Genomic DNA, 24,288 nt, shown 5'->3' with positions numbered 1-24,288 from the left:
CGCGGGCTATTCGCGCAGCAGCTGGTAGCCGGGGACATTGTCCTTCAACACCTGCAAGGGGTTGGAGCCGAGGTTCAGCCGCGACAGGCCGACCAGTTCGAGCTGGAACGACAGCCGCGTGGTGGCTTCGGCGCGGCCGGTGGACAGGCGCGTGGCGACCACGCGGCCGATCCAGCAGCCTGCGTCGTACTCGAAGCCGACCAGCGAATCGGTGACGCGGCTGTCCTTCATGCTGTAGTTGACACGCCCGACGCTGTACCAGGTTCCTTGGCAGGTGTTACCGCCGGCAGCAGCCGCGCGCTGCAGCAGCGTGGGCGCCTCGTCGCTGCTCGGCGGCGGCGAACGCAGCGGCGGCCGGGCCGACGGCCCGGGTCCGTAGATCGGCCACTGCCAGCCGAGTTCGACCTGCTCGCTCAGGTCGCGCGCATAACGGTAGGTGGCACTGACGGTGCGAAACGGCCCTGGCGAATAACGAGCGCTGACGATGGAGCGCACCGCGCGGTCGATCTCGGGGCTGTACTGCACCGTGGCATCGAAGTTCCAGTTCGGCACCAGCGAGGTCGAGCCGAGCAGCAGCACGTCAGAGAAGCGCCGGGTGAACGGCTCGCCGTCGCCCGGGGTGACGCGCTGGTCGCGGAACAGGTAGCGCTGCACCAGGCCCAGCCGGAGCGTTTCGGCACCGGTTGCGGTGTCGAGGAAACGCGTGGTGAGGCCGGCGGCGAGCTGGTGGGCGTCGGACACGCGGTCGACGCCGGAGAAGGCGTTCTCGGTGTAGACGCTGGTGATGTTGAAGTCGTTGGCGGCGCTGTCGAAGTTGGGCAGGTGGTCCTGCCGCCGGAACGGCGTGTTGACGTACAGCAGCCTCGGCTCCAGGGTCTGCGTCACGTCGCGGTCGAACAGGCGGGCCGGCCGCTCGAACACCCAGCCGCTGTCCAGGCTGGCGGTGGGAATCACCCGCGACGCCTGGCGACGGCCCTCGGTGTCGGCAGGGCTCAGCCGCAGGGGCTGCGCCACCTGGTAGCTGGCCGCGTTGAGGCTCAGCTTGGGAGTGAGCGTCCAGCCGCGCTCACCCAGCGGACGCGCCACCGAGGCCAGCAGGTGCATGCGGTCGCCGTGCTGGCGGGTCGGGTCCTCGTGGGTGAAGCGGTTGAACTCGGTCTGCCAGTTCCATTGCCAGCCGGCCGCCTCGCCGCGCTGGCGCAGGCCGATCTGCGGCTCACGCCGGTAGGGCGGGTCGATCAGGCTGGCCGGGTCGGCGTCCTGCAGCACCTGCCAGTGCCGCACGGCCGCGTAGGCGGTGGTGTCGCCGAAGTCGTGCTGCCAGTGGCGCTGCACCTGCGCGTTGGACCCCAGCAGGCGCGGCATCAGGCTGGGCATGCGGCCGGCGAAATCCTTCCAGTAGCTGTCGTCGGAGACCCGGCGCCAGTCCCAGTCGTAGTGCGCATCGTTCGGCAGTTCGCCGTCCTGCTTCCAAAGGCCGGCCCAGCGATTGCGGTCAGCCACCCGGTCGTTGGGCAGCAGGCTCAGGTCGAGCTGCCCCTTCCAGCGCGGCTGCAGGTAGCGGAACTCGCTGTCCAGCCCCACGCCGCGGCGGCTGAAGACCACCGGCGTGAGCGTGGCATCGCGGTTGGGCGCGATGTTCCAGTAGTACGGCACGCCGAACTCGAGCCCGCTCTTGCTGTCGAGGCTGATGATGGGCGGCAGCCAGCCGGACTTGCGCTCTTCGGTGAGCGGGAAGCTCAGCACCGGCGCGCCGAGGATGGGCACGCCGTAGAAGCGGATCACCGCTCCCTCGGCGATGCCTTCGTTGGCCTCGAGGTCCAGCTTCACCCGGCCGGTGGTCAGCACCCAGGCCGGCGTGCCGTCGTCGTCGACCGGGCAGCTGGTGTAGCTGGCGCCGTAGGCGATCGAGCGGTGGCTGTCGAGGAAGTCGATGCGCTGTGCTTCGCCCCCGGCCTGGGTGGCGACGAAGTAGTAGCTCGGGTTCTGGAAGTAGCCTTCGTAGCGCTGCAGCTTGAGCTGCAGCTCCGGGCCGCTGTAGACGTTGCCGTCGCGCGAGATGCGCACGTTGCCGGTGGCGCGCGCGAGGTCCTGCGGCACGACGTACTCGACCCGGTCGGCGTTGATCTGCAGGCCGCCGCGCTGGATCTTCACCTTGCCTTCGAGCACGGTTTCCAGGTCGGGCCGCCCGCTCAGCTTGTCGGCCTCGAACTGCACCGGCAGGTCACGGTCGTCCTGCGGTGCCGAGGCGGCGCCGGCCGGGGTGAGCGCGGCAGCCGGCTGCGCAAGAACGACGCCGGGCCACTCGGCCAGTGCCGCTGCCACGGCCAAAGGCAGGACCTTGCGATACAAGGCCGGCGCGCGAGGCGGCGGCAGGGAGGGCGAGCGAGCAGGCAAGTGCGCTGGCCGCGGCGCTGCCGCGGGGGGCGGTTTGTAGAATCGGGCGATTATTTCACGCACCCCGCGCGCGTCCTGCTGCGCGATGACGATGCCCGCCAACGCCCCCGACACGATCCATTGGGTCGACCCCGCCCGGCGCGAAGCCTTCGAGCGCTGGCTCGCTTCGCTGGCCGGCCGCCACGGGCTCGACACCACCAGCGCGCGCCCGGCCAGCGCCGATGCGAGCTTCCGGCGCTACTTCAGGGTGGACGGCCAGCCGCATTCGTGCATCGTGATGGACGCGCCGCCCTCGCACGAGGACTGCCGTCCATTCGTCCAGGTGGCGCAGCTGCTGCGCGGCGCGGGCCTCAATGCTCCCGAGGTGCTGGCATGGGACGAACCGCAGGGCTTCATGCTGCTGGGCGACCTGGGCAGCACCACCTACCTGTCGCAGCTCGATCCGCAGAAGCCGCACGACACGAACACCCGCCAGCTCTACATCGACGCCGCCGAGGCGCTGGTGCGGCTGCAGGGCATCGCCGCCGAGGGCCAGGTGCCGGCCTATGACCGCGAGCTGCTCACCCGCGAGCTGACACTGCTGCCCGACTGGTACATCGCGCGCTATCGCAACGTCACGCTCGGCAACGAGCAGAAAAACGTCTTGCAGGCGAGTTTCGAACTCATCCTGGCCAACAACCTCGCGCAGCCCAGGGTGCTGGTGCACCGCGACTACCACTCGCGCAACCTGATGGTCTGCCCGCCCCTGGGCGAAGGCGGCCCCAACCCCGGCATCCTCGACTTCCAGGACGCGGTGTGGGGCCCGGTGACCTACGACCTCGTCTCGCTGCTGCGCGATGCCTACATCGAGTGGGACGAAGACGTCCAGCTCGACTACGTCGTGCGCTACTGGGAACGCGCCCGCAAGGCCGGCGTGCCGGTCGATGCCGACTTCGGTAACTTCTGGCGGGACTTCGAATGGATGGGCCTGCAGCGCCACATCAAGGTGCTGGGCATCTTCTGCCGGCTGTGCTATCGCGACGGCAAGACCGGCTACCTCAAGGACCTGCCGCTGGTGTGGCGCTATGCGCACCGCGTGTGCACCCGCTACAACGGCCTCGGGCCGCTGGCGCGGCTGCTCGAAGACATCGAGGGCACCGAGCGGCAGGCCGGATATACCTTCTAGCCGGAGCCCCTCGCCGGGCCGCCCCGAGCAAGGCCCGCCCCCCTCTCGGAGGGGTGGCCGGCGTACCCGCCGGTCGGGGTGTTGTCATCCCTAGGCTGCTGCGCGCACGGGGGTCGTCTCGCAGCCGGCGGCGGCCAGCCACGGGTCGCTGTCCTGGCCGCCGAACACTTCCACGAGAAAGTCGATGAACACGCGGGTGCGTGCCGGCAGGTGCTTGCGGGTGGGCATGGCGGCGTAGATGCGGTAGTCCATCAGCGACCAGTGCGGCAGCACCCGCTCCAGCGCCCCTTCGAGCAGGGCGTCTTCGACCATGAACGACGGCAGGCCCACGATGCCCAGCCCCGCCAGCGCGGCGGCATAGAGGGTGTCGATGTGATGGGTGCTGAGCGCGGCCTGCGGCTGCACCACGGCGCTTTCGCCGCCGCTGTGGAACAGCCATTCGCGCGGCACGTTGGGCAGCACCGGCACCAGCGCCTGGTGATCGTGCAGATCGGTCGGGTGGCTCGGGCGGCCGCAGCGGTCGAGGTAGCTGGGCGCGGCGCAGGTCACCACTTCCGTGCGGGCCAGCTGGCGCGCCACGAAGTCGCCGCGTTCCAGTTCCCGGGTGATGATGATGGAGACGTCCACCCCTTCATCGGCCGTGTCGATCGGGCCGCGCACCTCGAGGTCGATCGTGACCTTGGGGTAGCGCTCGCGGAAGGTCGGCAGGTGCTTGGCCAGCTGGTGCACGGCAAAGGCCGGCGGCATCAGCAGGCGCAGATGCCCGCGCGGCTCGCGCGTGGCGGCGCCGGCCAGCGCCTCGGCCTCGTCCACCTCGGTGAGGATCTGGCGCACCCGCTCGAGGTAGGCCTCGCCCACGTCGGTGAGCGCGAGCCGGCGCGTGGTGCGGTTGATGAGTCGCGCGCCCAGGTGGTCTTCGAGTTCGGCCACCAGCCGTGTCACCACGGCGGGCGCCATGTCCATGGCGCGGGCGGCCTGCGCGAAACTGCCTTCGTCGATGACGCGGGCGAACACCCGCATGGGCTCTCAGCTGGTCCATGGCGGGCGATTATCCCGGAGGGGCATGCCCCCGCTTGAACAGCAGCAGGCCCGCCATGGCGGCGCCGCTCATCGCCCCCGCCGCATGCGCGAGCGGCGCGACCGCGATGTCCCAGCCCTCGGGAAAGATGAGCGGCCCGCGCCAGGGCGCTTCGCTCAGCACCTTGCCGACGAGCGCGATGCCGATGGCCAGCGCCAGCGCGCGCTGTGCACGGCTGCCGTGCAGCGCCAGGTGCACCGCCACCACCGCCGCGCCGGCATGCAGCACGCCGGACAGTCCGCCGTAGCTGGCGAGCTGCGGCTGCAGCAGCAAGGCGAGGTGGGTCAGCGGCCAGGCCAGCGCCCAGGCCAGCATGGCGCGGGCCGGTACCCGTGCCGCCCAGCCGAGGGCCAGCACGAGCCCGGTGCCGGCCAGGTTGGCCAGCAGGTGCATCCGGCTCAGGTGCACCCAGGCCGCGCTCCACCAGCGCCAGGGTTCGGAAAGAGCTCGCTGCGGCTGCCAGTCGAGCATCGGCGCCTGGCCGGGGCCTTGCCACCACACGGCCACGGCGGGCAGCGCCAGCAGCAGGCACAAGGCAGCCCAGCGCCACGGGGCCGCCGCGGGTGCTGCCCCGGGTATCAGCCGAACACCGTGCGCCACAGGGTCAGCACGGCATCGCGCTGCGCGGCCAGCGCGCCGAGTTTGCTTTCGGCGATCTGGGTGGCGGCCTCGTCGAGCCGCGCCCGGTGCTGGGCGCGGCGCAGCTCGCGGTAGGCGTCGGCTGCTGCATGGCCCACGCCGCCGGGCAGCAGCCCGGCGCTTTCGGCGCGCTGCAGCAGCGCGATGTTGCCGGCGTCGTCCCGCAGCTCCACATGCTGCGCGCTGTACGCGAGCACCAGGTACTGCACCGCGAACTCCACGTCCATCATGCCGCCGCGGCTGTGCTTCACGTCGAAGCAGCCGTCCTTCACCGCATGCGCCTGGCGCACGCGTTCACGCATGGTCTGGATCTCGCCGCGCAGCGCCTGCGCATCGCGCTGTGCGGTGAGCACCGCGCGGCGCACGGCCTCGATGCGCGGCGCCATCGCGGTGTCGCCGGCACACCAGCGGGCCCGGGTGATGGCCTGATGCTCCCAGGTCCAGGCGGTGTTGCTGCCGCGCTGCTGCTGGTAGCGCTCGAACGCCGCCAGCGAGGTGACCAGCAATCCGGAGTTGCCGTTGGGCCGCAGCGCGGTGTCGATCTCGAACAGCTCGCCGGCCGCGGTGCGCAGCGTGAGCCAGGTGATCAGCTTGCGCGCGAAGGCGGCGTACACCTCCGGCGCGCGTTCGTCGTCGTCGTCGAACACGAACACCACGTCGAGGTCGCTGCCGTAGCCGAGTTCCTTGCCGCCCAGCTTGCCGTAGGCGATGACGGCGAAGCCGGGCATGTCGCGGTGCCGGTTGCGCAGGTGCTGCCAGGCCCAGCGGATGGTGCAGTCGAGCGTGGCGTCGGCCAGCGCCGACAGGTCGTCGGCCACCTGCTCGACGGTGAGCTGGCCTTCGACGTCGCGCACCAGCGTGCGGAACATCTCGGCATGGTGGGCGCGGCGCAGCGTGTCGAGCAGCGACTCCTCGTCGGCCTGCCCGCCGCGCGTCCAGGCGCCATGGCGTTCGCCCAGGTCCTTCAGGAAGGCGTCGCGCTCGAAGCGGCCGTGCATCAGGCGCGGGTCGGCCAGCTCGTCGATCACGCCCGGGTGGCGCATCAGGTAGCGCATCGGCCAGCGGGCCAGGCCCAGCAGCCGCAGCAGGCGGGTCAGCACCTCCTGCCGCTCGATCAGCAGCGCCAGGTAGCTCTCGCGCCGCAGCAGCGGCTCGACCCAGTCGACGAAGCGCAGCACCGCGTCCTCGCGGATGTGCACGTCGTCGATCGCGCTCGCGGCGCGGCCGATCAGCTTGGCCAGGCGCCGGCGGGTTTCATCGCGCAGCATGGCCACCCTCGGCCGCGCGGCAAAGGCCTTCACGCGTTCTGCGAGCTGCGGCGGCAGGCGCTCGAGGAACGCCTCGCTGTCCATCTGCAGCGGGGCGCCCGAGCACACCTTGCCCTTGCAGCCGTGGCCGGGCCCGGGGGCGCGGCCGTCATGCAGCAGCGCGTCGAACTCGGTGGCGACGAATTCCCGGTAGGTGCACAGCCGGTCGAGCAGCTCGCAGGCATCGCTGCCGCACGACAGGCCCATCGACTGGGCGATCCAGGTGAGGTCGCCGTCGCCGGTGGGCAGCACATGGGTCTGCTGGTCGTCGAGGTACTGGATGCGGTGCTCGACGCGCCGCAGGAACACGTAGGCTTCGGCCAGCTGCTGCGCGGTGTCGGGCTTCATCACGCCGACGGCCACCAGGCGCTGCAGGGCGGTGAGCGTGGGGCGGGTGCGGATCTCGGGAAAGTGCCCGCCGCGCACCACCTGCAGCAGCTGCACGGTGAATTCGATCTCGCGGATGCCGCCGCGCGAGAGCTTCACGTCGTTGGCGCGTTCCGGGCGGCCGGCCGCGCGGCGGCTGGCTTCGTCGCGGATCTTCGAATGCAGCTGGCGCAGCCCTTCGAACACGCCGTAGTCGAGATAGCGCCGGAACACGAAGGGCACGACCACGTCGCGCAGCTGGCGGGCATTGCCCGATTCGAGCTCGGCACGCGGCGCCACCACGCGGCTCTTGAGCCAGGCGAAACGTTCCCATTCGCGGCCCTGCACGAGGAAGTACTCCTCCAGCATCGCGAGGCTCACCACCGGCGGACCCGAGTTGCCGTTCGGCCGCAGCGCGAGGTCCACCCGGAACACGAAGCCGTCCTCGGTGACGTCGCCGATCAGGGCATACAGGCTGCGCGCCACCTGGCTGAAGTACTCGTGCGCGCTGATCGCGCCGGTGCCGTCGGCGCTGCCGGCGGTCTGGCCGTCTTCTTCGTAGACGTAGATGAGATCGATGTCGGACGAGACGTTGAGCTCGCGCGCGCCCAGCTTGCCCATGCCCACGACCCAGAAGCCGATGCGCCGCCCCTGCGCCGACATCGGTGCGCCGTGGCGTGCGTCCTGCTCGGCGAACGCGTGGGTCAGCGCATGGTCGAGCGTGCACTCGGCCAGCAGCGTCATGGTCTGGGTCACGTCGTCGAGCGAGGCGTTGTGCTCGACGTCGAGCGCGGCGAGCCGCTCGAGCACGAGCTGGCGGGTCACGCGCAAGGCGGCCGGCAAGGCGCGGCCGCCGCGCAGCAGTTCTCCGATCAGCGCGTCGATGTGCTCGCGCGTCGGCACGCCGGGCGGCAGCAACAAAAGCTCACCGGCGTAGCGCCTGCGCACCCGCTGCACGAATCGGGAATGGTCGGCGCGAGCCGCACCTGCTGCGTTGTTCGTGGTGGCGGCCGAGGCCGCGGATGCGGTGGTTGGCGTGAAACCCATCAAACTGCTCCGGGTCTATGCTAGGGTCGCCAGCCCGGCGGCGTCTGTGCCAAAAAACACGCAGCCGGCTCTTGCAGAACCCGCAGCCTGCTGGCGTCCCAGTCGTTTCATGCCATCCATCCCATCCCAAGACGCCACGGCGCCGGCAGAGCCTTGTGATCGCCGCACGCGCCGATTGACGGTGGTGCTGCGCTGGACCCTCGGTCTGCTTCTTGCCGCGTGGAGTGTGCTGCTCGCGGCGTGGCTGATCCTCCAGTGGGGGATTTTGCCCCGGATCGAAACGTGGCGACCCCAGCTCGAGGCGCGTGCCTCGCAGGCCCTGGGCCTCACCGTGCGCGTGGGTCGCGTCAGCGTGCAGTCGGGCGGCTGGATGCCCACCATCGAACTGCGCGACGTGGTGCTGCTCGACCCGCAGGATCCGCAAGGGCGCGAGGCCCTGCGCCTGCCGAAGGTGGTGGCGGTGCTGTCGGCGCGCACGATGCTGCACTGGCGGCCCCACTTCGAGCAGCTGCACATCGAAGGCCCGCGCCTCGAAGTGCGGCGCGACACGGAAGGCCGCCTTTTCGTGGCGGGGCTTCGCTTCGGCTCGCCGGTGCGCGACGAAGCCGACGACGGCGCGGTGGCCGACTGGTTCTTCGCCCAGCCCGAGTTCGTGATCCGCGGCGGTTCTCTGCGCTGGATCGACGACAAGCGCGGCCTGCCGCCGATGGAGCTGCAGCAGGTCGACCTGGTGGTGCGCAACCGCCCGGGCCTCGGCAGGCGCCATCACGAGCTGCGGCTCGACGCGACCCCGCCGGCCGAATGGGGCGAGCGCCTGTCCTTGCGCGGCCGGTTCACGCAGCCGCTGGTGAGCCGCCATGGCCTGGTGTCGCACGGCCAGTGGCGCACCTGGCGCGGCACGGTGTACGCCGAGTTGCCCGCGGCCGACGTGCAGTCGCTCAAGCGCCATGTGGACCTGCCCTTCCCGCTGGCCAGCGGCCATGGCGCGCTGCGGGCCTGGGTCGAGGTGCGCAACGGTGAGCCTCGCTCGGTTGTGGCGGACGTGGCCCTGCGCGACGTGGAGGCCACGCTGGCGGGCGACCTGCAGCCGCTGCGCTTCGAGCGGGTCGATGGCCGCGTGAGCGGCGAGCGCCTCAACGACACCTTCGCCGTGGCCGGGCGCGGCCTCGGCTTCACCACCGGGGACGGCGTCGTGTGGCCGTCGGGCGACTTCAGCCTGCGCTGGCGCCACGACGATGCCGGCGCCATGCTCGGCGGCGAGCTGTCGGCGCAGCGGCTCGACCTCGCCGTGCTGGCCCAGATCGCCTCGCGCGTGCCGCTGGGCGAGCCGCTGCGCCGCAGCCTGCAGCAGCTGCAGCCGAGCGGGGTGGCCGGGCCGCTGTCGGCGCGCTGGGACGGGCCGCTCGACGCGCCGCAGCGCTATCGCGTGCAGGGCCGTGTCGCCGGCCTGAGCTTGGCCGCGCAGGGCATGCCGCCCGAGTGGGACGGCAGCGTGGCGCCGATCGACCTGCCGGCCAGCGCGCCGCGGCCCGGTCACTGGGCCGGGCGTCCGGGGCTGCGCAATGCCGACATCGAGTTCACCGCCACCGAGCAGGGCGGCGATGCCCGCCTGAGCCTGGCCGACGGCGCGCTCGAATTCCCCGGCGTGTTCGAGCTGCCGGTGGTGGCGCTCGACCGGCTCTCCACGTCGGTGAGCTGGCGCCTGAGCCAGCCCCGGCGCGACGCGGCACGGCAGGTGGAAGTGAACGTGAAGGGCCTGCGCTTCGCCAACGCAGACGCGGAAGGCGAGTTCGATGCCGCCTGGCGCAGCGGCGCGGGCAGCGGCCATGGCCGCGGGCAGCGTCTGCCCGGCCTGCTCGACCTCAACGGCAAGCTCACGCGTGCCCGCGCCACCGCCATCGCCCGCTACCTGCCGCTGGGCATTCCGGAGTCGACCCGCCACTACGTGGCGCGCGCGGTGCAGGGCGGCACGGCCAGTGCCGTGCTGTTCCGCGTCAAGGGCGACCTGGCGGACTTCCCCTTCGGCCAGCCGGCAGGGGCGGTGCCGGGTGCAGCGCCGCCAGCGCCCCTGCCGGGTGAGTTCCGCATCGCTGCGCGCATCGAGAACGCCCGCCTTGCCTACATGCCCGGCGAGCCCAACCAGCCGCCGGGCGGCGAGCATGGGGCCTGGCCGGCGTTCGATCAGCTGCGCGGCGAGTTGATCTTCGATCGCCGCTCGATGGAGATCCGCAATGCCTCGGCGCGGCTGGGCGACGTGGGCAGCGGCGGCTTCGAGCTGCACAAGGTGAGCGGCGGCATCCGCCAGCTCGACCACGACGCGACGCTGTCCATCGGCGGCCAGGGCCGCGGCCCGCTGGCCGATGCATTGCGCTATGTGCAGCTCACACCGGTCGCCCACTGGATCGGCGGCGCGCTCGACAGCGCCACCGGCAGCGGCGCCACCGAGCTGCAGCTGTCGCTCAACATCCCGCTTTCGCGCGGCCACGACACCACCGTGGCGGGCCGGCTGCAGCTGGCCGGCAACGACGTGCGCCTGCGGCCCGACGTGCCGCTGATGGCGGCGGCACGTGCGCGCATCGACTTCACCCAGCAGAGCTTTGCCATCACGGGCGGCGGCGCCCGCGTGCTGGGCGGCGACCTGCAGTTCGAGGGCGGGCAGCCGGCAGGCGGCGTGCTGAGGTTGACCGGCCAGGGCAGCGTGACGGCCGAAGGCCTGCGCCGGGCCACCGAGCTCGGGCCGCTGGCGCGGCTGGCCACGCAGATGAGCGGCCAGACCAGCTACCGCCTCGGCATCGCATTCCCGCAGGGGCGCCCGCAGGTGGACCTCAGCAGCTCGCTGGCCGGCCTTGCGCTCGACCTGCCTGCGCCGCTGCGCAAGCCGGCCGAACAGGCGCTGCCGCTGGAGCTGCATGCGGTGCCGCTGGCCGATGCGCAGGCCGGCGGCCGCGACCAGCTGCGGTTCAGCCTCGGCCAGCTCGTGCAGGCCCACTACCTGCGCGACGTCTCCGGCAGCACGCCGGCGGTGCTGCGCGGCGGCGTGGGCATCGGCGAGGCGGCGCCCTCGCCGGCGACGGGCGTGCAGGCGGCGGTGCAGCTGCCCAGCCTCGATATCGACGCCTGGCAGGCGCTGCTCGACAAGGTGCAGGGAGGCAGCGCCCCGGCTGCCGGCGGCGATGCCGCATCGGCCGGCTCGTACAACAACCCCTACCTGCCGGTGCAGATCGCGCTGCGCACGCAGGACCTCAAGGCCGGCGGCCGCCGGCTCACCCGGGTGGTGGCGGGGCTGTCGGAGCAGGACGGCGTGTGGCGGGCCAATGTCGAGGCCGACCAGCTCAGCGGTCACGCCGAATACACGCCGCCGGGCCGCCTGGGCGGCGAGGCCGGGCGCGTGTATGCGCGGCTGGCGCGGCTGTCGCTGCCGCGCAGCGAGGTCGAGGCGGTGGAGTCGCTGCTCGACCCGTCGCCCAGCAGCATGCCGGCGCTCGACATCGTGGTCGACGACTTCGAGCTGCGCGGCAAGCGCCTGGGGCGAGTCGAGGTCGAGGCATCGAACCGCGCTGCCGCCAGCGGCGCCGACGGCGCGCGCGAATGGCGCCTGACCAAGCTCAACCTCATCGCACCCGAGGCGCGGCTCACCGCGACCGGCCAGTGGGGCATGTCGGCCGAGGCCGGCGGCGCAGCAGCGCGCGCGGCCGCGCCGGCCCGCCGCCGTGCGGTGATGGACTTCAAGCTCGACCTCGCTGACAGCGGCGCCTTCCTGACGCGGCTGCAACTGCCCGGCACGCTGCGTGGCGGCAAGGGCAAGCTGTCGGGTCAGGTGTCCTGGCTGGGTTCGCCGCTCTCGCCCGACTACGCGAGCCTGGCCGGCAGCGTGCAGATCGCCATCGACGAAGGCCAGTTCCTCAAGGCCGATGCCGGCGCAGCCAAGCTACTGTCGGTGCTGAGCCTGCAGTCGCTGCCGCGGCGTTTCCTGCTGGACTTCCGCGACGTGTTCCAGGAAGGTTTCAGCTTCGACAACGTCTCCGGCCACGTCAACATCGCCAACGGCGTGGCGCGCACCAACAACCTGCGCATGCGGGGCGTGCAGGCGGTGGTGCTGATGGAAGGCGAGGCCGACATCGGCCGCGAGACCCAGGACCTGCGGGTGTGGGTGGTGCCCGAGATCAACGCGGGCGCCGCATCGCTGGCCTATGCCGTCATCAACCCCGCCATCGGCCTGGGCACCTTCCTCGGCCAGCTGTTCCTGCGCCGCCCGCTCATCGAGGCGGGCACGCGCGAATTCAGGGTCACCGGCTCCTGGAGCGACCCCAAGGTCGATCGTGTCGAGCGCAAGGCGGGCGATGCGGTACCGTCGCTGGAGCCGCCGCCGGCCGCCTCGTCGCCGGCGCGTTGATTCGCAGGAGCCAGAGCCATGAAGATTGCCGCCTTGCAGATGGTTGCCACGCCGCGGGTGGACGACAACCTCGACACCGCCCGCACGCTCATCGCGCAGGCCGCCGGCCAGGGGGCCGAACTGGTGGCGCTGCCCGAGTACTTCTGCCTCATGGGCCACAAGGACCGCGACAAGCTCGCGATGGCCGAGGCCGACGGTGACGGGCCGATCCAGGGCATGCTGTCAGCGGCGGCGCGCGAGCACGGCGTCTGGCTGGTGGGCGGGACCCTGCCGCTGCGGCTCGACGGCGTTGCCCACGACAGCACGGCCGCCGACTGCCGGGCGCTCAACACGACGCTCGTCTACGGCCCCGACGGCGAGCGCGCCGCGCGCTACGACAAGGTGCACCTGTTCTGCTTCGACGACGGCGAGCGCCGCTACGACGAGGCAGCCACCCTGCGCGCAGGAAGCGAGCCGCGAGCCTTCGAGGCGCATGCGCGTGACGGCGAACGCTACCGCACGGGCCTGTCGGTCTGCTACGACCTGCGCTTTCCCGAGCTGTACCGCGCGCTGATGCGCCCCGACCCGTGCGACCTCATCGTCGTGCCCGCGGCCTTCACCTACCCGACCGGGCAGGCGCACTGGGAGCTGCTGCTACGCGCCCGCGCGGTCGAGAACCAGTGCTACGTGCTCGCACCCGCCCAGGGCGGACGCCACGAGAACGGCCGGCGCACCTGGGGCCACTCGATGCTGGTGGATCCGTGGGGCGAGGTGCTGGCCGTGCAGGCCGAGGGCCCGGGCGTGGTGATGGGCGAGATGACGCGCCAGCGGCTCACACAGGTCCGCAGTCAGCTCCCCGCGCTCGCGCACCGGGTGCTGTAGGCGCGAGGGGCGTCAGCGCCATCCGAACATCATCTGTCGCGCCAGGCGCGACTTCACCGGCCCGAGCCGCTGCAGCGCGGCGAGACCCAGCCCGCGTGCCGTCGACAAGCCCGGCAGCTGCCAGGTGAAGCTGCGCGCCAGGAAGTCGGTCGCCGCGATCAGCGTCCAGCGGTCGGGGCCGCGCTGCCATTCCACCTTGCGCAGTGCGGCGTCGACCGACGACGCGCGCCGCAGCGCATGGACCAGCTCGTGCACGTCGCGCAGCCCCAGGTTCAGGCCCTGTCCGGCCACCGGGTGCAGGGTCTGCGCCGCATTGCCGATGCGCACGGTGCGGCCTTGCACCAGGGTGCGCTCGGCATTGAGCCCGAGCGGAAACGCCTTCAGCGCCGACACGCCGGTGAGCAGCCCGACCCTTTCGTGGAACAGGCTGTTGAGCACCACCAGGCGCTGCGCGTCGTCGAGCTCGCGCACCGGGTCGTCGTCGCTGTCCACGCACCACACCAGCGCGGCACGATGCTGCTGCTCCTTGCGCGGCAGCGGCAGCAGCGCGGCCGGGCCCTGGGTGGTGAAGCGCTCGAAGGCGCAGCCGCCATGCGGCGCGGCCAGCGTGACCTGCCCCACCCAGGCGGTCTGGTGGTAGTCGCGGCTGAGCGCCTTGCGGACCTGGTCGGTGAAGACGCCGCCCTCGGCCACCACCGCGAGGTCGAAGCGTTCGGCGATGCCGGCATCCACCTCCACGCCATCGGCCAGAGGCTTGAGTGCCGACACCTTGGCCCCGAAGCGGCTGCGCAGGCGCTCCGGCTCGCGCCCGGCTGCGGCGAGCCAGGCCGCCTGCAGCGGCGCCACGATGGCGCCGTAGGTGGCCACCGCACCCAGCTGCGGCACGGCTTCGTCGACGGCACGGATCAGCACCTCGGGCTCGGGCGCCAGCCCCATCAGTGCCGGCTGCTGCTGCGACACGTGCACCGCGGCAATGGCCTCGCTCGCGGGGGCGATGGACGGCCACACGCCCAGGCGCTCGAGCTCCTGCACGCTGCCCAGCGACAGCGCCAGCGTGCGCGGGTCGCCCGAGATGTCGTGTTCCGCGGGCCGGGCATCGAACAGCGTGATCTGCGCGCCCGGCAGGCTGCGCGCGGCATGCAGGGCGAGGGCCAGGCCCACCGGGCCGGCACCGACAACTGCTATTTGCAGGGATGAAGCGATAGGGTTCATGAGGCCTCTGTGCGATGTTCGGATCGACTTCCCGGGTTAACCCGGGGCTCCGCGGGGCCGACACCCCCATTTCCATGCGCCACACCCCCGAAGCACGGGGTGGTTGAACTAGGGGGTCTGGCGACAAACTGAAACAACTTCGAGCCGTCACGCTCGTGGACCATAAACCCCAGGAGTTGTCCCATGCGTATCAAACCCATCGTCGCCGCACTCTCCACTGCGTTGCTGGCATTGGCTGCCGCATCACCCGCATCGGCCAAGACGGAGGCCCTGGGACCACTGACGGATCGGGCTGCCTATTTTGGCAACGTGTTCCTCACTCCGGTGTCGAGCTTCACCGACTACTACACCTTCTCGCTGAGTCAGGCGCGTGACGTGGTGGGCGGCACGCTGACGCTGGACTTCGGTCCGTGGTTCGACGTGAACATCTTCTCCGTGGGACTGTCCGGCAGCGGCATCAGCGGCTGGCTGACCGACAACGTCGCCTCCGACGGCTTCGCCTTCGCCAACATCTCTTCGGGCAACTACACGCTGGCCATCAACGGCAACGTGACCGGCATGTTCGGCGGCGCCTATTCGGGCGTGATCGCCGGTGCGGTGCCCGAGCCCGAGACCTACGCCATGATGCTGCTCGGCCTGGGCGCCGTGGGCTGGGCGGCGCGCCGCCGCAAGCAGAAACAGCAGCCGAAGCGCTGATCGCCCCGGCGCTCTCACGCACGAACAGAAGCGGGCTCCAGGGCCCGCTTTCTTTTTGTCCGCTGCGCAGGGCGTGGCACATGTCACGTTCCTGCCCGACGCATGCGCGCCGCCCCCCGTATGGGGAGTGCCCGCGCCGCAGGCGGCGGCTACGCTGGTGTTTGGTGGTCAACGAGGCGCTTGCATCCATGTCGAGTCACGGTTCTCTTGCGGTTCGATCCCGCGCTCGCAACCTGCTGCTGTCTTCTGCCGCGGCGGCCCTGATGGTCGTGCTGTCGGGCTGCAACAAGGAAGCGCCCAAGGCTGCATCGCAGGTGGCCGTCAAGGTCAACGACGGCGAGATCTCGCTGCACCAGGTCGACCTGCTGCTGGGCCGGCAGCAGGCCGTGCCGCCCGAGCAGGCCGAGGCGCAGAAGCAGCGCCTGCTCGACACGCTGGTCGAGCAGGAACTCGCCGCGCAGGCGGCACGCCAGCATGGCCTCGACCAGGACCCTCGGGTCGTGCAGGCCATCGAGATGGCCCGGCGCGAAGTGCTCGCACGGGCCTACCAGGACAGCCTGGCCGAAAAGGCCGGGCAGCCCAGCACCGACGAGATCGAGCGCTACTTCGACGCCAACCCGGCGCTGTTTGCCCAGCGCAAGCTCTACACCGTGCAGGAGCTGGGCGTGGAGGCCACCGAGGCGCAACTGGCCGAGGTGCAGCCGAAGCTGAAGGCTGCCGAGGGTGCCGCTCAGCCGGCGGAGATCCTGCGCGCGGCCGGGCTGCGCTTCGGTGCGCGCCAGGCCACGCTGGCGGCCGAGAGCCTGCCGCTGCCGGTGCTGGCCGCACTGTCCGATCTGAACCCCGGGCAAAACCTCGTGATCCCCACGCCGGGCGGTGCCCGCGTGCTCACGGTGCTGCAGGCGCAGCCCGCCCCGGTGGACCGTGAAACCGCCAAGCGCGCGATCCAGGGGCACCTGGTGCTCGAGCGCAAGCGTGAGCTGGTGAAGCAGGGCATGAAGGCCGTGCGAGACGCCGCCCGCATCGAATACGTCGGCAACTTCGCGCCGGCCGGGGCGGCCTCTGCTGCTTCTCGCTGAGCGCACACGCGATGAGCGCCGCCACCGGGCCCGATTCCACATTGCCTGCGCAAGGCCAGCCGTTCGCCGCGGTGTCCCCGTGGCTGCCGGGCGGCGTGGACCGCCTCGCGCTGTTCGTGGTGCTGCTCGGGCTCGGCCTGCTGTACCTGCCCACCTACTGGGACTTCCTCGCCGGCAGCAAGGCCGCCGACAGCCAGGGGCATGAGCCGCTGATCGCCGGCGTGGCGGTCTGGCTGGTGTGGCGCCGCCGTGAAGCCCTGGCACGCCTGCCGCCGGCGCCCGCGCCCTGGGCCGCGGGGTCGCTGCTGGTGGTGGGCCTGCTGCTGTATGTGTTCGGCCGCTCGCAGCACTTCCTGCGGCTGGAGCTCGTGTCGCAGCTGCTGGTGTTCGCCTCGGTGCTGCTCGCCTTCAAGGGCTGGGCGGCGGTGCGCCTGGTGTGGTTCGCGCTGTTCTTCCTGCTGTTCGTGATTCCGCTGCCCTACACCGTGGTGCAGACGCTCACCGGTCCCATGAAGGAGGCCGTGTCGGCGGTGGCCACGACGCTGCTGTACTGGAGCGGCTACACGATCGGACGCACCGGGGTCGTCATCACCATCGGCCAGTACCAGCTGCTGGTGGCCGAGGCCTGCGCCGGGCTGCACACCATGTTCACGCTCGAGGCGCTGGGGTTGCTGTACACCCAGCTGCTCGACTACCGCGCCTGGCAGCGCAGCGCGGCGCTGGCGCTGCTGGTGGTGCCGGTGTCCTTCTGCGCGAACGTCGTGCGGGTGATCACGCTGGTGCTCATCACCTACTACTTCGGCGACGAGGCCGGCCAGGGCTTCGTGCACAGCTTCGCCGGCCTGCTGCTGTTCTTCGTGGCGCTGCTGCTGATCTTCTCGGTGGACCGGCTGCTCGGCCTGGTGCTGCCCGCGAGGTGGCGCGAATGACGCTCGATGCCACGCGACGCAAGGCGCTGGCGCTGGTGGCCGGCATGGCCGGGGCCGCGGTGCTGGCCGAGGTGGCCAAGCCCAGGCGTTCGGCGGCCGAGGCGGCGGCGCTGGCCATCCGGCTGGAAGACGTGTTCCCGCGGGCCATGGGCGGCTGGCAGGTCGACGCGGCACGCGACATGTTCGTGCGGCCGGCCGACCAGGCGGGCAAGGTCTACGGCTTCTACGACCAGGTGCTCGAGCGGGTGTACCTGGGCCCCGAGGGCGAGCAGGTGATGCTGTCCATCGCCTATGGCGCCGAACAGTCGGCCTCGCTGCAGCTTCACCGCCCGGAGATCTGCTACGCGGGCGGCGGCTTCAAGGTGCAGGGCCTGCACCGGGTGGCGCTGGCGCTCGCCGGGCAGGACGTGAGCGCGACGCGGCTGCATGCCACGCGGCCGGGCCGGTCGGAGCCCATCACCTACTGGACGGTGCTGGGCAGCGAAGCGGTGCAGGACGGCGGCAGCTTCCGCCTGCGCCAGCTCGCCCACGGCCTGCGCGGGCACATGCTCGACGGCATGCTGGTGCGCATCTCCAGCATCGACCCGGACGCGCAGCGCGCCTACCGCGTGCACGAGCGCTTCGCGCAGGCGCTGGCCGCGGCCGTCGAGCCGGCGATGAGGCCGCGCGTCATCGGCCGCGCCGCGCGCGCGGGCTGAGCGGCATCACACTTGTTGGGGGGTGGGTGGCCCGGGGGGCTGCCCTATCATCGCGCTCGCCATTTCCTCGAAAGGAGTACGCCATGGCCCTGATGGATTTCATCAAGAAGCAGTTCATCGACATCCTCGAATGGGTCGAGGAGGGCGACGGCACGCTGGCCTGGCGTTTCCCGGTGGCCGACCGCGAAATCCAGTACGGCGGCTCGCTCACCGTGCGCGAGTCGCAGATGGCGGTGTTCGTCAACGAGGGCAAGGTGGCCGACGTCTTCGGCCCCGGCCGCTACACGCTCACCACGCAGACGCTGCCGGTGCTCACCTACCTGCAGAACTGGGACAAGCTGTTCAAGTCGCCGTTCAAGAGCGATGTCTACTTCTTCAGCACCCGCCAGCAGGTCGACCAGCGCTGGGGCACCACGCAGCCGGTCACCATCCGCGACAAGGACTTCGGCGCCGTGCGGCTGCGCGCCTTCGGCAACTACAGCTACCGCGTGGCCGACCCGAAGCTGTTCCACACCGAGATCTCCGGCACGCGCGAGCGCTACACCGTGGCCGAACTCGACGGCCAGCTGCGCGCGCTCATGCTGCAGCACATCTCCGATGCAGTGGCCTCCAGCGGCGTCCCGTTCCTCGACCTCGCGGCCAACCAGGTCGAGTTCGCGGAGCAGCTGAAGAACGTCACCGCGCCGGCGTTCGAGAAACTCGGCCTGAAGCTCGAAGGCGTGACGGTGCAGAACGTCTCGCTGCCCGAAGAGCTGCAGAAGATCCTCGACCAGAAGATCGGCATGGGCATGGTCGGCGGCGACATGGGCAAGTTCATGCAGTACCAGACGGCCCAGGCCATTCCGAAGTTCGCCGAAGGCGCGGCCGCGGGCGGCGGGGGCAGCGGCATTGCCGGCGACGCGATGGGACTGGGCGCCGGCGTGGCGCTCGGCCAGGTGCTGGCGCAGAACCTCGCGCAAGGCCTGCAGGGCGGCAATGCCGTGCCGCCGGCACAGGCCGCGGCGGCCGCGGCCTCGGTGGGGGTGAAGCCCGAAGACGTGATGGCCACGCTCGAAAAGCTGGGCGACCTGAAGGCCAAGGGCATCCTCACGCAGGAAGAATTCGACGCCAAGAAGGCCGAGCTGCTGAAGAAGCTCGTTTGAGGGAACGCGGGCCGCCTGCGATCCAGCGCGGCCCCTCGCACAAGGCGCACGCACGCCCCGGGGGAGCAACACGATGCAAGGCAGCTGCCGCTGCACGATGACGCATGGCGACTGACGCGCCGGGTTCGCCCCAGCGCGCCTACCGCGCCGCCTGCCCGAACTGCGGCGCACCGGTCGAGTTCCGCTCGGCGGCCTCGCCCATGGCGGTGTGCAGCTTCTGCCGCAGCACGCTGGTGCGCGACGGCGAGGCGCTCCAGCGCATCGGTACCAGCGCAGAGCTGTTCGATGACCACAGCCCGCTGCAGCTCGGCGTGGGCGGCAGGTACCAGGGTGCCGCCTTCACGCTGGCCGGCCGCCTGCAGATGCGCTATGCCGGCGGCACCTGGAACGAATGGCATGCCGTCTTCGACAACGGCAGGAGCGGCTGGCTGAGCGAAGACAACGGGCAGTACGTCTTCAGCTTCGAGGCGCCCGCGCCCGGGCCGCTGCCCGCCGCCGAAACACTGCGCCCCGGCACGCAGCAGGTGATCGGCAACCAGGGCTGGTCGGTCGCCTCGGTGAGCGCGGTGAAGGTGGGCGCCGCCGAAGGCGAACTGCCCTTCGTGCCGGAGCTGGCCCGCGGCTACGTGGTGGCCGACCTGCGCAACACGCAGGGCGAGGTGGCCACGCTCGACTACAGCGACACGCCGCCGCGCTGGTACGTCGGCCGCGGCCTGCGGCTCGAAGACCTGGCGGCCAGCGGGCTCAAGACCGACTCGGCGCGCGAGCTCAAGGGCCGCAGCCTCGAATGCCCGAACTGCGGCGCCGCGCTCGAGGTGAAGCTCGGCACCACGCAGTCCATCACCTGTCACCAGTGCCATGCGGTGGTCGACGTGTCGCAGGGCGTCGGCGCGGAGCTTGCGCACTACACGCAGCGCAACAGCGGCGAAAGCGGGCTGGAGCCGCAGCTGCCGCTGGGCAGCACCGGCACGCTGTCGCTCGGCGGTGCCAAGGCGGTGTCGTGGCAGGTGGTGGGCTATGTCGAGCGCTGCGAAATCCCCGAAGACCCGGAGGACGAGCAGGTGTTCTGGCGCGAATACCTGCTGTACCACCGCACCGAAGGATTCGCCTTCCTGGTCGACACCGAAGAAGGCTGGAGCTGGACGCGGCCGATCACCGGCGTTCCGAAGACGCTGGGCGCCGACCGCGTATCGCTCGAGGGCGTGACCTATCGCAGGAAATACAGCTACAGCGCCAAGATCACCTGGGTGCTGGGCGAGTTCTACTGGCACCTCGAACGCGAGCAGCGCACCTTCAACACCGACTACGAAGGCACTGGCGCCAGCGCGCGCAAGCAGCTCAACCGCGAGCAGGCCGGCGACGAAGTCACCTGGTCGGCGGGGCAGACGATCCCGGTGGACACGGTGCTGAAGGCCTTCCGCATCGCGCCGGAGGCCGCTGGGGCCTTGCAGCGCGACGCGGGGCCAGTGTCCGCCAGCAAGTCGAGCGCGCTGGCCTACATCTTCCTGGGCATGCTGATCCTGCTGGTGCTGGTGGCGGCGGTGCGCTGCGGCAGCGACGATTGCGACGACGTGCGCCGCAACTTCGGCGAATACAGCAACGAGTACCAGCAGTGCAAACGATCCGGCGGCAGCGGCGTCGGTTCACGCGGCGGCTCGTGGGGCGGCTTCAGCAGCGGAGGCGGCGGCCACAAGTAGCGGCCGCGCCAGGTTCACCATACACACACGTACGGCAACGAAAGGCACACCATGATGGGACTCGAATGGCTCCGGCCCGCGGCATTCTTCGGTTCGCTGATCTATGCGCTGGTCGGCGTCGTCATCTTCTGGGTGAGCTTCGTCATCATCGACAAGCTCACCCCCTACGACCTGTGGGCCGAGATCTGCGAGAAGAAGAACCTTGCGCTGGCCATCGTGGTGGCGGCCATGTGCCTGGGCATATCGGTGATCGTGGCTGCCGCCATCCACGGGTAGTAGGGTCCCAGCTTCCGGGTCGCGGCCGGTGAAGGGCGCGACATGGGCTGCTGCCACTGATTCCATGACCCAGGACGCCACCCTTTCCGAAGGCCCTTCGCCGGCCGTGCGCCCTGCCGAAGTCGCGCTGCTGGCCTCGGTGTTCGTGGTCGCCGCCTGCGGCCTCGTCTACGAGCTGGCCGCCGGCGCGCTGGCGAGCTACCTGCTCGGCGACTCGGTGCTGCAGTTCTCCACCATCATCGGCAGCTACCTGTTCGCCATGGGCGTGGGCTCCTGGCTGTCGCGCTACCTCGAGCGCCAGCTGATCGCGCATTTCCTGCGCATCGAGCTGCTGGTCGGCCTGGTGGGCGGGCTGATGCCGGCCGCGCTGTTCGTGGCGCACAGCTACCTGCCGGCCAGTGCCGGGGCACCGTTTCGCGTGCTGCTGTATGCGATGGTGCTGCTGGTGGGCACGCTGGTGGGGCTGGAGATCCCGCTGGTGATGCGCATCCTGAAGCACCACTTCCGCGAGCGTTATGCGCTGAAGGAGCTGGTGTCGCAGGTGCTCACCTTCGACTACCTGGGCGCGCTTGCCGTGTCGGTGGCATTTCCGCTGCTGCTGGTGCCGCAGCTGGGGCTGGTGCGCACCGGGCTCTTCTTCGGCCTGCTCAACGTGGCGGTGGCGGTGTGGGCGCTGTGGCTGTTCCGCGCCGAGCTGCGCCGTCTCGGCGCGCATGCCGCCGCCTGCCTGGCGGCGGTGGTCCTGCTGCTCGTTGCCTTCGCAGGCGCCGACCGGCTCACCACCTGGGCCGACGACCGCTTCTACGGCGATGCCATCGTCTTCAACGAAACCACGCCCTACCAGCGCATCGTGGTCACCTCGCATGCGGCCGGCGTGCGCCTGTTCCTCAACGGCAACCTGCAGTTCAACTCGAAGGACGAGTACCGCTACCACGAAGCCCTGGTGCACCCGGCCATGGCCGCGCACGGAGCGCCGCGGCGCGTGCTGGTGCTGGGCGGCGGCGACGGCATGGCGGTGCGCGAGGTGCTGCGGCATGCGAGCGTCGAGCAGGTCACGCTGGTCGAGCTCGACCCGGCGATGACGCGCCTGTTCGCCACGCAGCCGCTGCTGATGGCGCTCAACGGCGGCGCGCTGTCGTCGCCCAAGCTGCGCATCGTGAACCAGGACGCCTATGCCTGGCTCGACCGGCACCCCGACGAAGTGTTCGACGTGATCGTGGTCGACTTTCCCGACCCGACCAACTTCTCGATCGGCAAGCTCTACACCACCTCCTTCTATGCGCTGCTCGACCGGCACCTCGCGGCCAGCGGCTTTGCCGCGGTGCAGACCACCTCGCCGCTCGTCGCCCGCAAGAGCTACTGGACGGTGGTGGCCACGCTCGAGGCGGTGGGCCTGGCCACGCGGCCCTATCACGCGCACGTGCCGAGCTTCGGCGAGTGGGGCTTCGTGCTGGCCTCGAGGCGGCCGTGGTCGCCGCCGCGGGCCCTGCCCGAGGGCCTGCGCTTCCTGACCGTCGAAGGCCTGCCCGGCCTGTTCGACTTTCCGCCCGACATGGCCCGTGTCAGCGCCGAACCCAACCGCCTGAGCCACCAGAACCTCGTGCACACCTTCGAAGAAGAGTGGGGACGTGTTCGATGACCCACCCCCGTAGCGCTTCGCGGCGTCCGCGGGATGCCGCTGGTGACGTGACGTTGCCCGTGCTCAATCGCCGCTCCTTGTTCGCACTGTCGGCAGCGGGGACCCTGGGCCTGGCCGGCTGCGGCAGGGAGAGGCCGTTGCAAGGCGGCTGGGTCGGCGCTTCACACGAGCGCGGCCATGCCTGGCGCGACGGCCGTCTTCCGCGCGCCGATGCGGGCAGTGCCCGGCATGTGGACGTGGCCATCGTCGGCGCCGGTGTGGCGGGCCTGTCGGCGGCACGTGCGCTGCGCCGCGCGGGCATCGAGGACCTGCGCCTCTTCGAACTCGAAGACCATGCCGGCGGCAACAGCCGCGGCCACCGGATGGGCGGCATGGCCTGTCCGCTCGGCGCGCACTACCTGCCCACACCCGGTCCGCATGCCCAGGCGGTGAGCGAATGGCTGTTCGAGATCGGCGTGGCGCGCCACGAGCTGGGCCGCACCGTCTACGACGAGCGCCACCTGTGCCATGCCCCGCAGGAGCGACTGTTCATCGGCGGCCAGTGGCAGGAAGGCCTGCTGCCGCTGTCGGGCGCCTCGGCCGACACGCTGGCGCAGTACCGGCGTTTCGCGCGGACGGTGCGCGAGCTGCAGGCTGCGCACCCGTTCCGCCTGCCCACCGCGCTGGCGCCGTGGACGCCCGGCCTGGCGGCGCTCGACGCCGAGCCCTTCGGCCAGTGGCTGCAGTCGCAAGGCTTCGGCGACCCCTGGCTGCGCGGCTACCTCGACTACTGCTGCCGCGACGACTACGGCGCCGGGCTCGAACAGGTCTCGGCCTGGGCCGGCCTGCACTACTTCGCCAGCCGACATGGTTTCCACGCCCCCGGCGAAGACGATGCGCAGGCCGAACGCGATGCGGTGCTCACCTGGCCCCAGGGCAATGCCTGGCTCACCGAGCGCCTGGCCGCCGGGCTGGGCGAGCGCCTGCAGACGGGCGCCGTGCTCACCCGGGTGTCGCCGGCGCGAGAGGCCGTGACGCTGGAGCTGTGGAACGCGACCCGGCAGCAGCCCGAGCGCTGGCTGGCGAAGCAGGTGGTGATGTGCGTGCCGCTGTTCATCGCGGCGCGGCTGGTCGATGCGCCGCCGGCGGCCCTGCGTCACGCCGCTGCGGGCCTGCGCTATGCACCCTGGCTGGTGAGCAACCTGCAGCTGGCCGAGCCGCTGCTCGACCGCCTGGGCGTACCGCCCGCCTGGGACAACGTGGTGCACGGCAGCGCGACGCTCGGTTATGTGGACGCGCAGCACCAGAGCCTGCGGCCTGTGCGCGGCGCCACCGTGCTGACCCACTACTGGGCGCTGGGCGGCCGCTCGCCCGAGGAGCTGAAGGCCCAGCGGCAGCGCCTGCTCGCCGAGCCGTGGCAGCGCTGGGCGCGGGCCGTGATCGACGAGCTGTCGCTGGTGCACCCGGACCTGCCGCGGAAGCTGGAGCGCATCGACCTGATGCGCTATGGCCATGCGATGAGCATCCCCGTGCCCGGCCAGCGCAGCCATGCCGCGCTGGCAGCGCTGGCGCGGCCGCAGGGGCGGCTGCACTTCGCACACGCCGACCTGTCGGGCTATTCGGTGTTCGAGGAGGCGTTCACCTGGGGCGCGGTGGCGGGCGCCCGGGTGGCGGCGGGCTGGCGCTGA

17 protein-coding genes are annotated in these 24,288 nt (G+C 71.2%); 12 read left to right on the top strand and 5 right to left on the bottom strand.

Translation table 11 applies throughout. The annotated features are described in order from the left end of the window. Nucleotides 1-6: 6 nt before the first annotated feature. Complete coding sequence (locus E8D38_RS19620) at nt 7-2,352, bottom strand: LPS-assembly protein LptD (RefSeq protein ID WP_246099573.1); 2,346 nt, start codon at nt 2,350-2,352, stop codon at nt 7-9. A gap of 130 nt (nt 2,353-2,482) precedes the next feature. On the opposite strand from E8D38_RS19620, the gene E8D38_RS19615 reads away from it, so the two are divergent. Next, on the top strand, nt 2,483-3,562 hold the full coding sequence (locus E8D38_RS19615; RefSeq protein WP_425462797.1) for an aminoglycoside phosphotransferase family protein: 1,080 nt from the start codon (nt 2,483-2,485) through the stop codon (nt 3,560-3,562). A 90-nt stretch (nt 3,563-3,652) separates the two neighbouring features. Here the strand turns inward: E8D38_RS19615 and E8D38_RS19610 are convergent, their stop codons facing one another. From E8D38_RS19610 to glnE, 3 genes are read right to left on the bottom strand one after another with little or no spacing between them, the layout of a single operon-like run. After that, nucleotides 3,653-4,582, bottom strand: coding sequence for a LysR family transcriptional regulator (locus E8D38_RS19610; protein WP_140634648.1), 930 nt, complete (start codon nt 4,580-4,582; stop codon nt 3,653-3,655). A 28-nt stretch (nt 4,583-4,610) separates the two neighbouring features. Then, on the bottom strand, nt 4,611-5,174 hold the full coding sequence (gene rrtA, locus E8D38_RS19605; protein ID WP_140634646.1) for a rhombosortase: 564 nt from the start codon (nt 5,172-5,174) through the stop codon (nt 4,611-4,613). Nucleotides 5,175-5,218: 44 nt separating this feature from the next. Beyond that, nucleotides 5,219-7,999 (bottom strand): bifunctional [glutamate--ammonia ligase]-adenylyl-L-tyrosine phosphorylase/[glutamate--ammonia-ligase] adenylyltransferase, encoded by a 2,781-nt coding sequence (gene glnE / locus E8D38_RS19600; RefSeq protein ID WP_140634644.1) that lies wholly within the window; start codon nt 7,997-7,999, stop codon nt 5,219-5,221. Nucleotides 8,000-8,180: 181 nt separating this feature from the next. Here glnE and E8D38_RS19595 point away from each other — a divergent pair, with 181 nt between their 5' ends. After that, nucleotides 8,181-12,392, top strand: coding sequence for a YhdP family protein (locus E8D38_RS19595; protein WP_484209127.1), 4,212 nt, complete (start codon nt 8,181-8,183; stop codon nt 12,390-12,392). 18 nt (nt 12,393-12,410) lie between these two features. Beyond that, nucleotides 12,411-13,253: a carbon-nitrogen hydrolase family protein gene (locus tag E8D38_RS19590; protein ID WP_140634640.1), complete on the top strand. Its 843-nt coding sequence runs from the start codon at nt 12,411-12,413 to the stop codon at nt 13,251-13,253. Nucleotides 13,254-13,265: 12 nt separating this feature from the next. Here E8D38_RS19590 and E8D38_RS19585 read toward each other — a convergent pair whose 3' ends face one another. After that, the gene (locus E8D38_RS19585) at nt 13,266-14,465 is read right to left on the bottom strand and encodes an FAD-dependent monooxygenase (RefSeq protein WP_140634638.1); all 1,200 of its coding nucleotides are present in this window, start codon (nt 14,463-14,465) and stop codon (nt 13,266-13,268) included. A 183-nt stretch (nt 14,466-14,648) separates the two neighbouring features. Here E8D38_RS19585 and E8D38_RS19580 point away from each other — a divergent pair, with 183 nt between their 5' ends. The 9 genes from E8D38_RS19580 to E8D38_RS19540 all read left to right on the top strand — a co-directional run bounded on the left by E8D38_RS19580 (nt 14,649) and on the right by E8D38_RS19540 (nt 24,288). Beyond that, a complete protein-coding gene (locus E8D38_RS19580) occupies nt 14,649-15,161 on the top strand; it encodes an FxDxF family PEP-CTERM protein (RefSeq protein WP_140634636.1) in 513 nt (170 codons plus the stop codon). 188 nt (nt 15,162-15,349) lie between these two features. Beyond that, nucleotides 15,350-16,240: an EpsD family peptidyl-prolyl cis-trans isomerase gene (locus E8D38_RS19575; RefSeq protein WP_181179271.1), complete on the top strand. Its 891-nt coding sequence runs from the start codon at nt 15,350-15,352 to the stop codon at nt 16,238-16,240. A gap of 11 nt (nt 16,241-16,251) precedes the next feature. Then, nucleotides 16,252-17,169 (top strand): exosortase B, encoded by a 918-nt coding sequence (gene xrtB / locus E8D38_RS19570; protein ID WP_140634631.1) that lies wholly within the window; start codon nt 16,252-16,254, stop codon nt 17,167-17,169. Next, nucleotides 17,166-17,867, top strand: coding sequence for an exosortase-associated protein EpsI, B-type (epsI, locus tag E8D38_RS19565; protein ID WP_140634629.1), 702 nt, complete (start codon nt 17,166-17,168; stop codon nt 17,865-17,867). Before xrtB ends, epsI begins: the two co-directional genes overlap by 4 nt. 83 nt (nt 17,868-17,950) lie before the next feature. Next, complete coding sequence (locus tag E8D38_RS19560) at nt 17,951-19,009, top strand: SPFH domain-containing protein (RefSeq protein ID WP_140634627.1); 1,059 nt, start codon at nt 17,951-17,953, stop codon at nt 19,007-19,009. Nucleotides 19,010-19,113: 104 nt separating this feature from the next. Further along, a complete protein-coding gene (locus E8D38_RS19555) occupies nt 19,114-20,706 on the top strand; it encodes a DUF4178 domain-containing protein (protein ID WP_140634625.1) in 1,593 nt (530 codons plus the stop codon). 51 nt (nt 20,707-20,757) lie between these two features. Next, nucleotides 20,758-20,982 (top strand): DUF350 domain-containing protein, encoded by a 225-nt coding sequence (locus tag E8D38_RS19550; RefSeq protein ID WP_140634623.1) that lies wholly within the window; start codon nt 20,758-20,760, stop codon nt 20,980-20,982. A gap of 64 nt (nt 20,983-21,046) precedes the next feature. Then, nucleotides 21,047-22,621 (top strand): polyamine aminopropyltransferase, encoded by a 1,575-nt coding sequence (locus E8D38_RS19545; RefSeq protein ID WP_140634621.1) that lies wholly within the window; start codon nt 21,047-21,049, stop codon nt 22,619-22,621. Next, the gene (locus E8D38_RS19540) at nt 22,618-24,288 is read left to right on the top strand and encodes a flavin monoamine oxidase family protein (protein ID WP_140634619.1); all 1,671 of its coding nucleotides are present in this window, start codon (nt 22,618-22,620) and stop codon (nt 24,286-24,288) included. The genes E8D38_RS19545 and E8D38_RS19540 overlap by 4 nt, the downstream gene beginning before the upstream one ends.

Origin of the sequence: Methylibium rhizosphaerae (genome assembly GCF_006386545.1) — a bacterium.
Taxonomy (GTDB): domain Bacteria; phylum Pseudomonadota; class Gammaproteobacteria; order Burkholderiales; family Burkholderiaceae_C; genus Pseudorivibacter; species Pseudorivibacter rhizosphaerae.
Note: the sequence above shows the minus strand (reverse complement) of the source record. Positions and strands in the feature narration are given on the sequence as shown.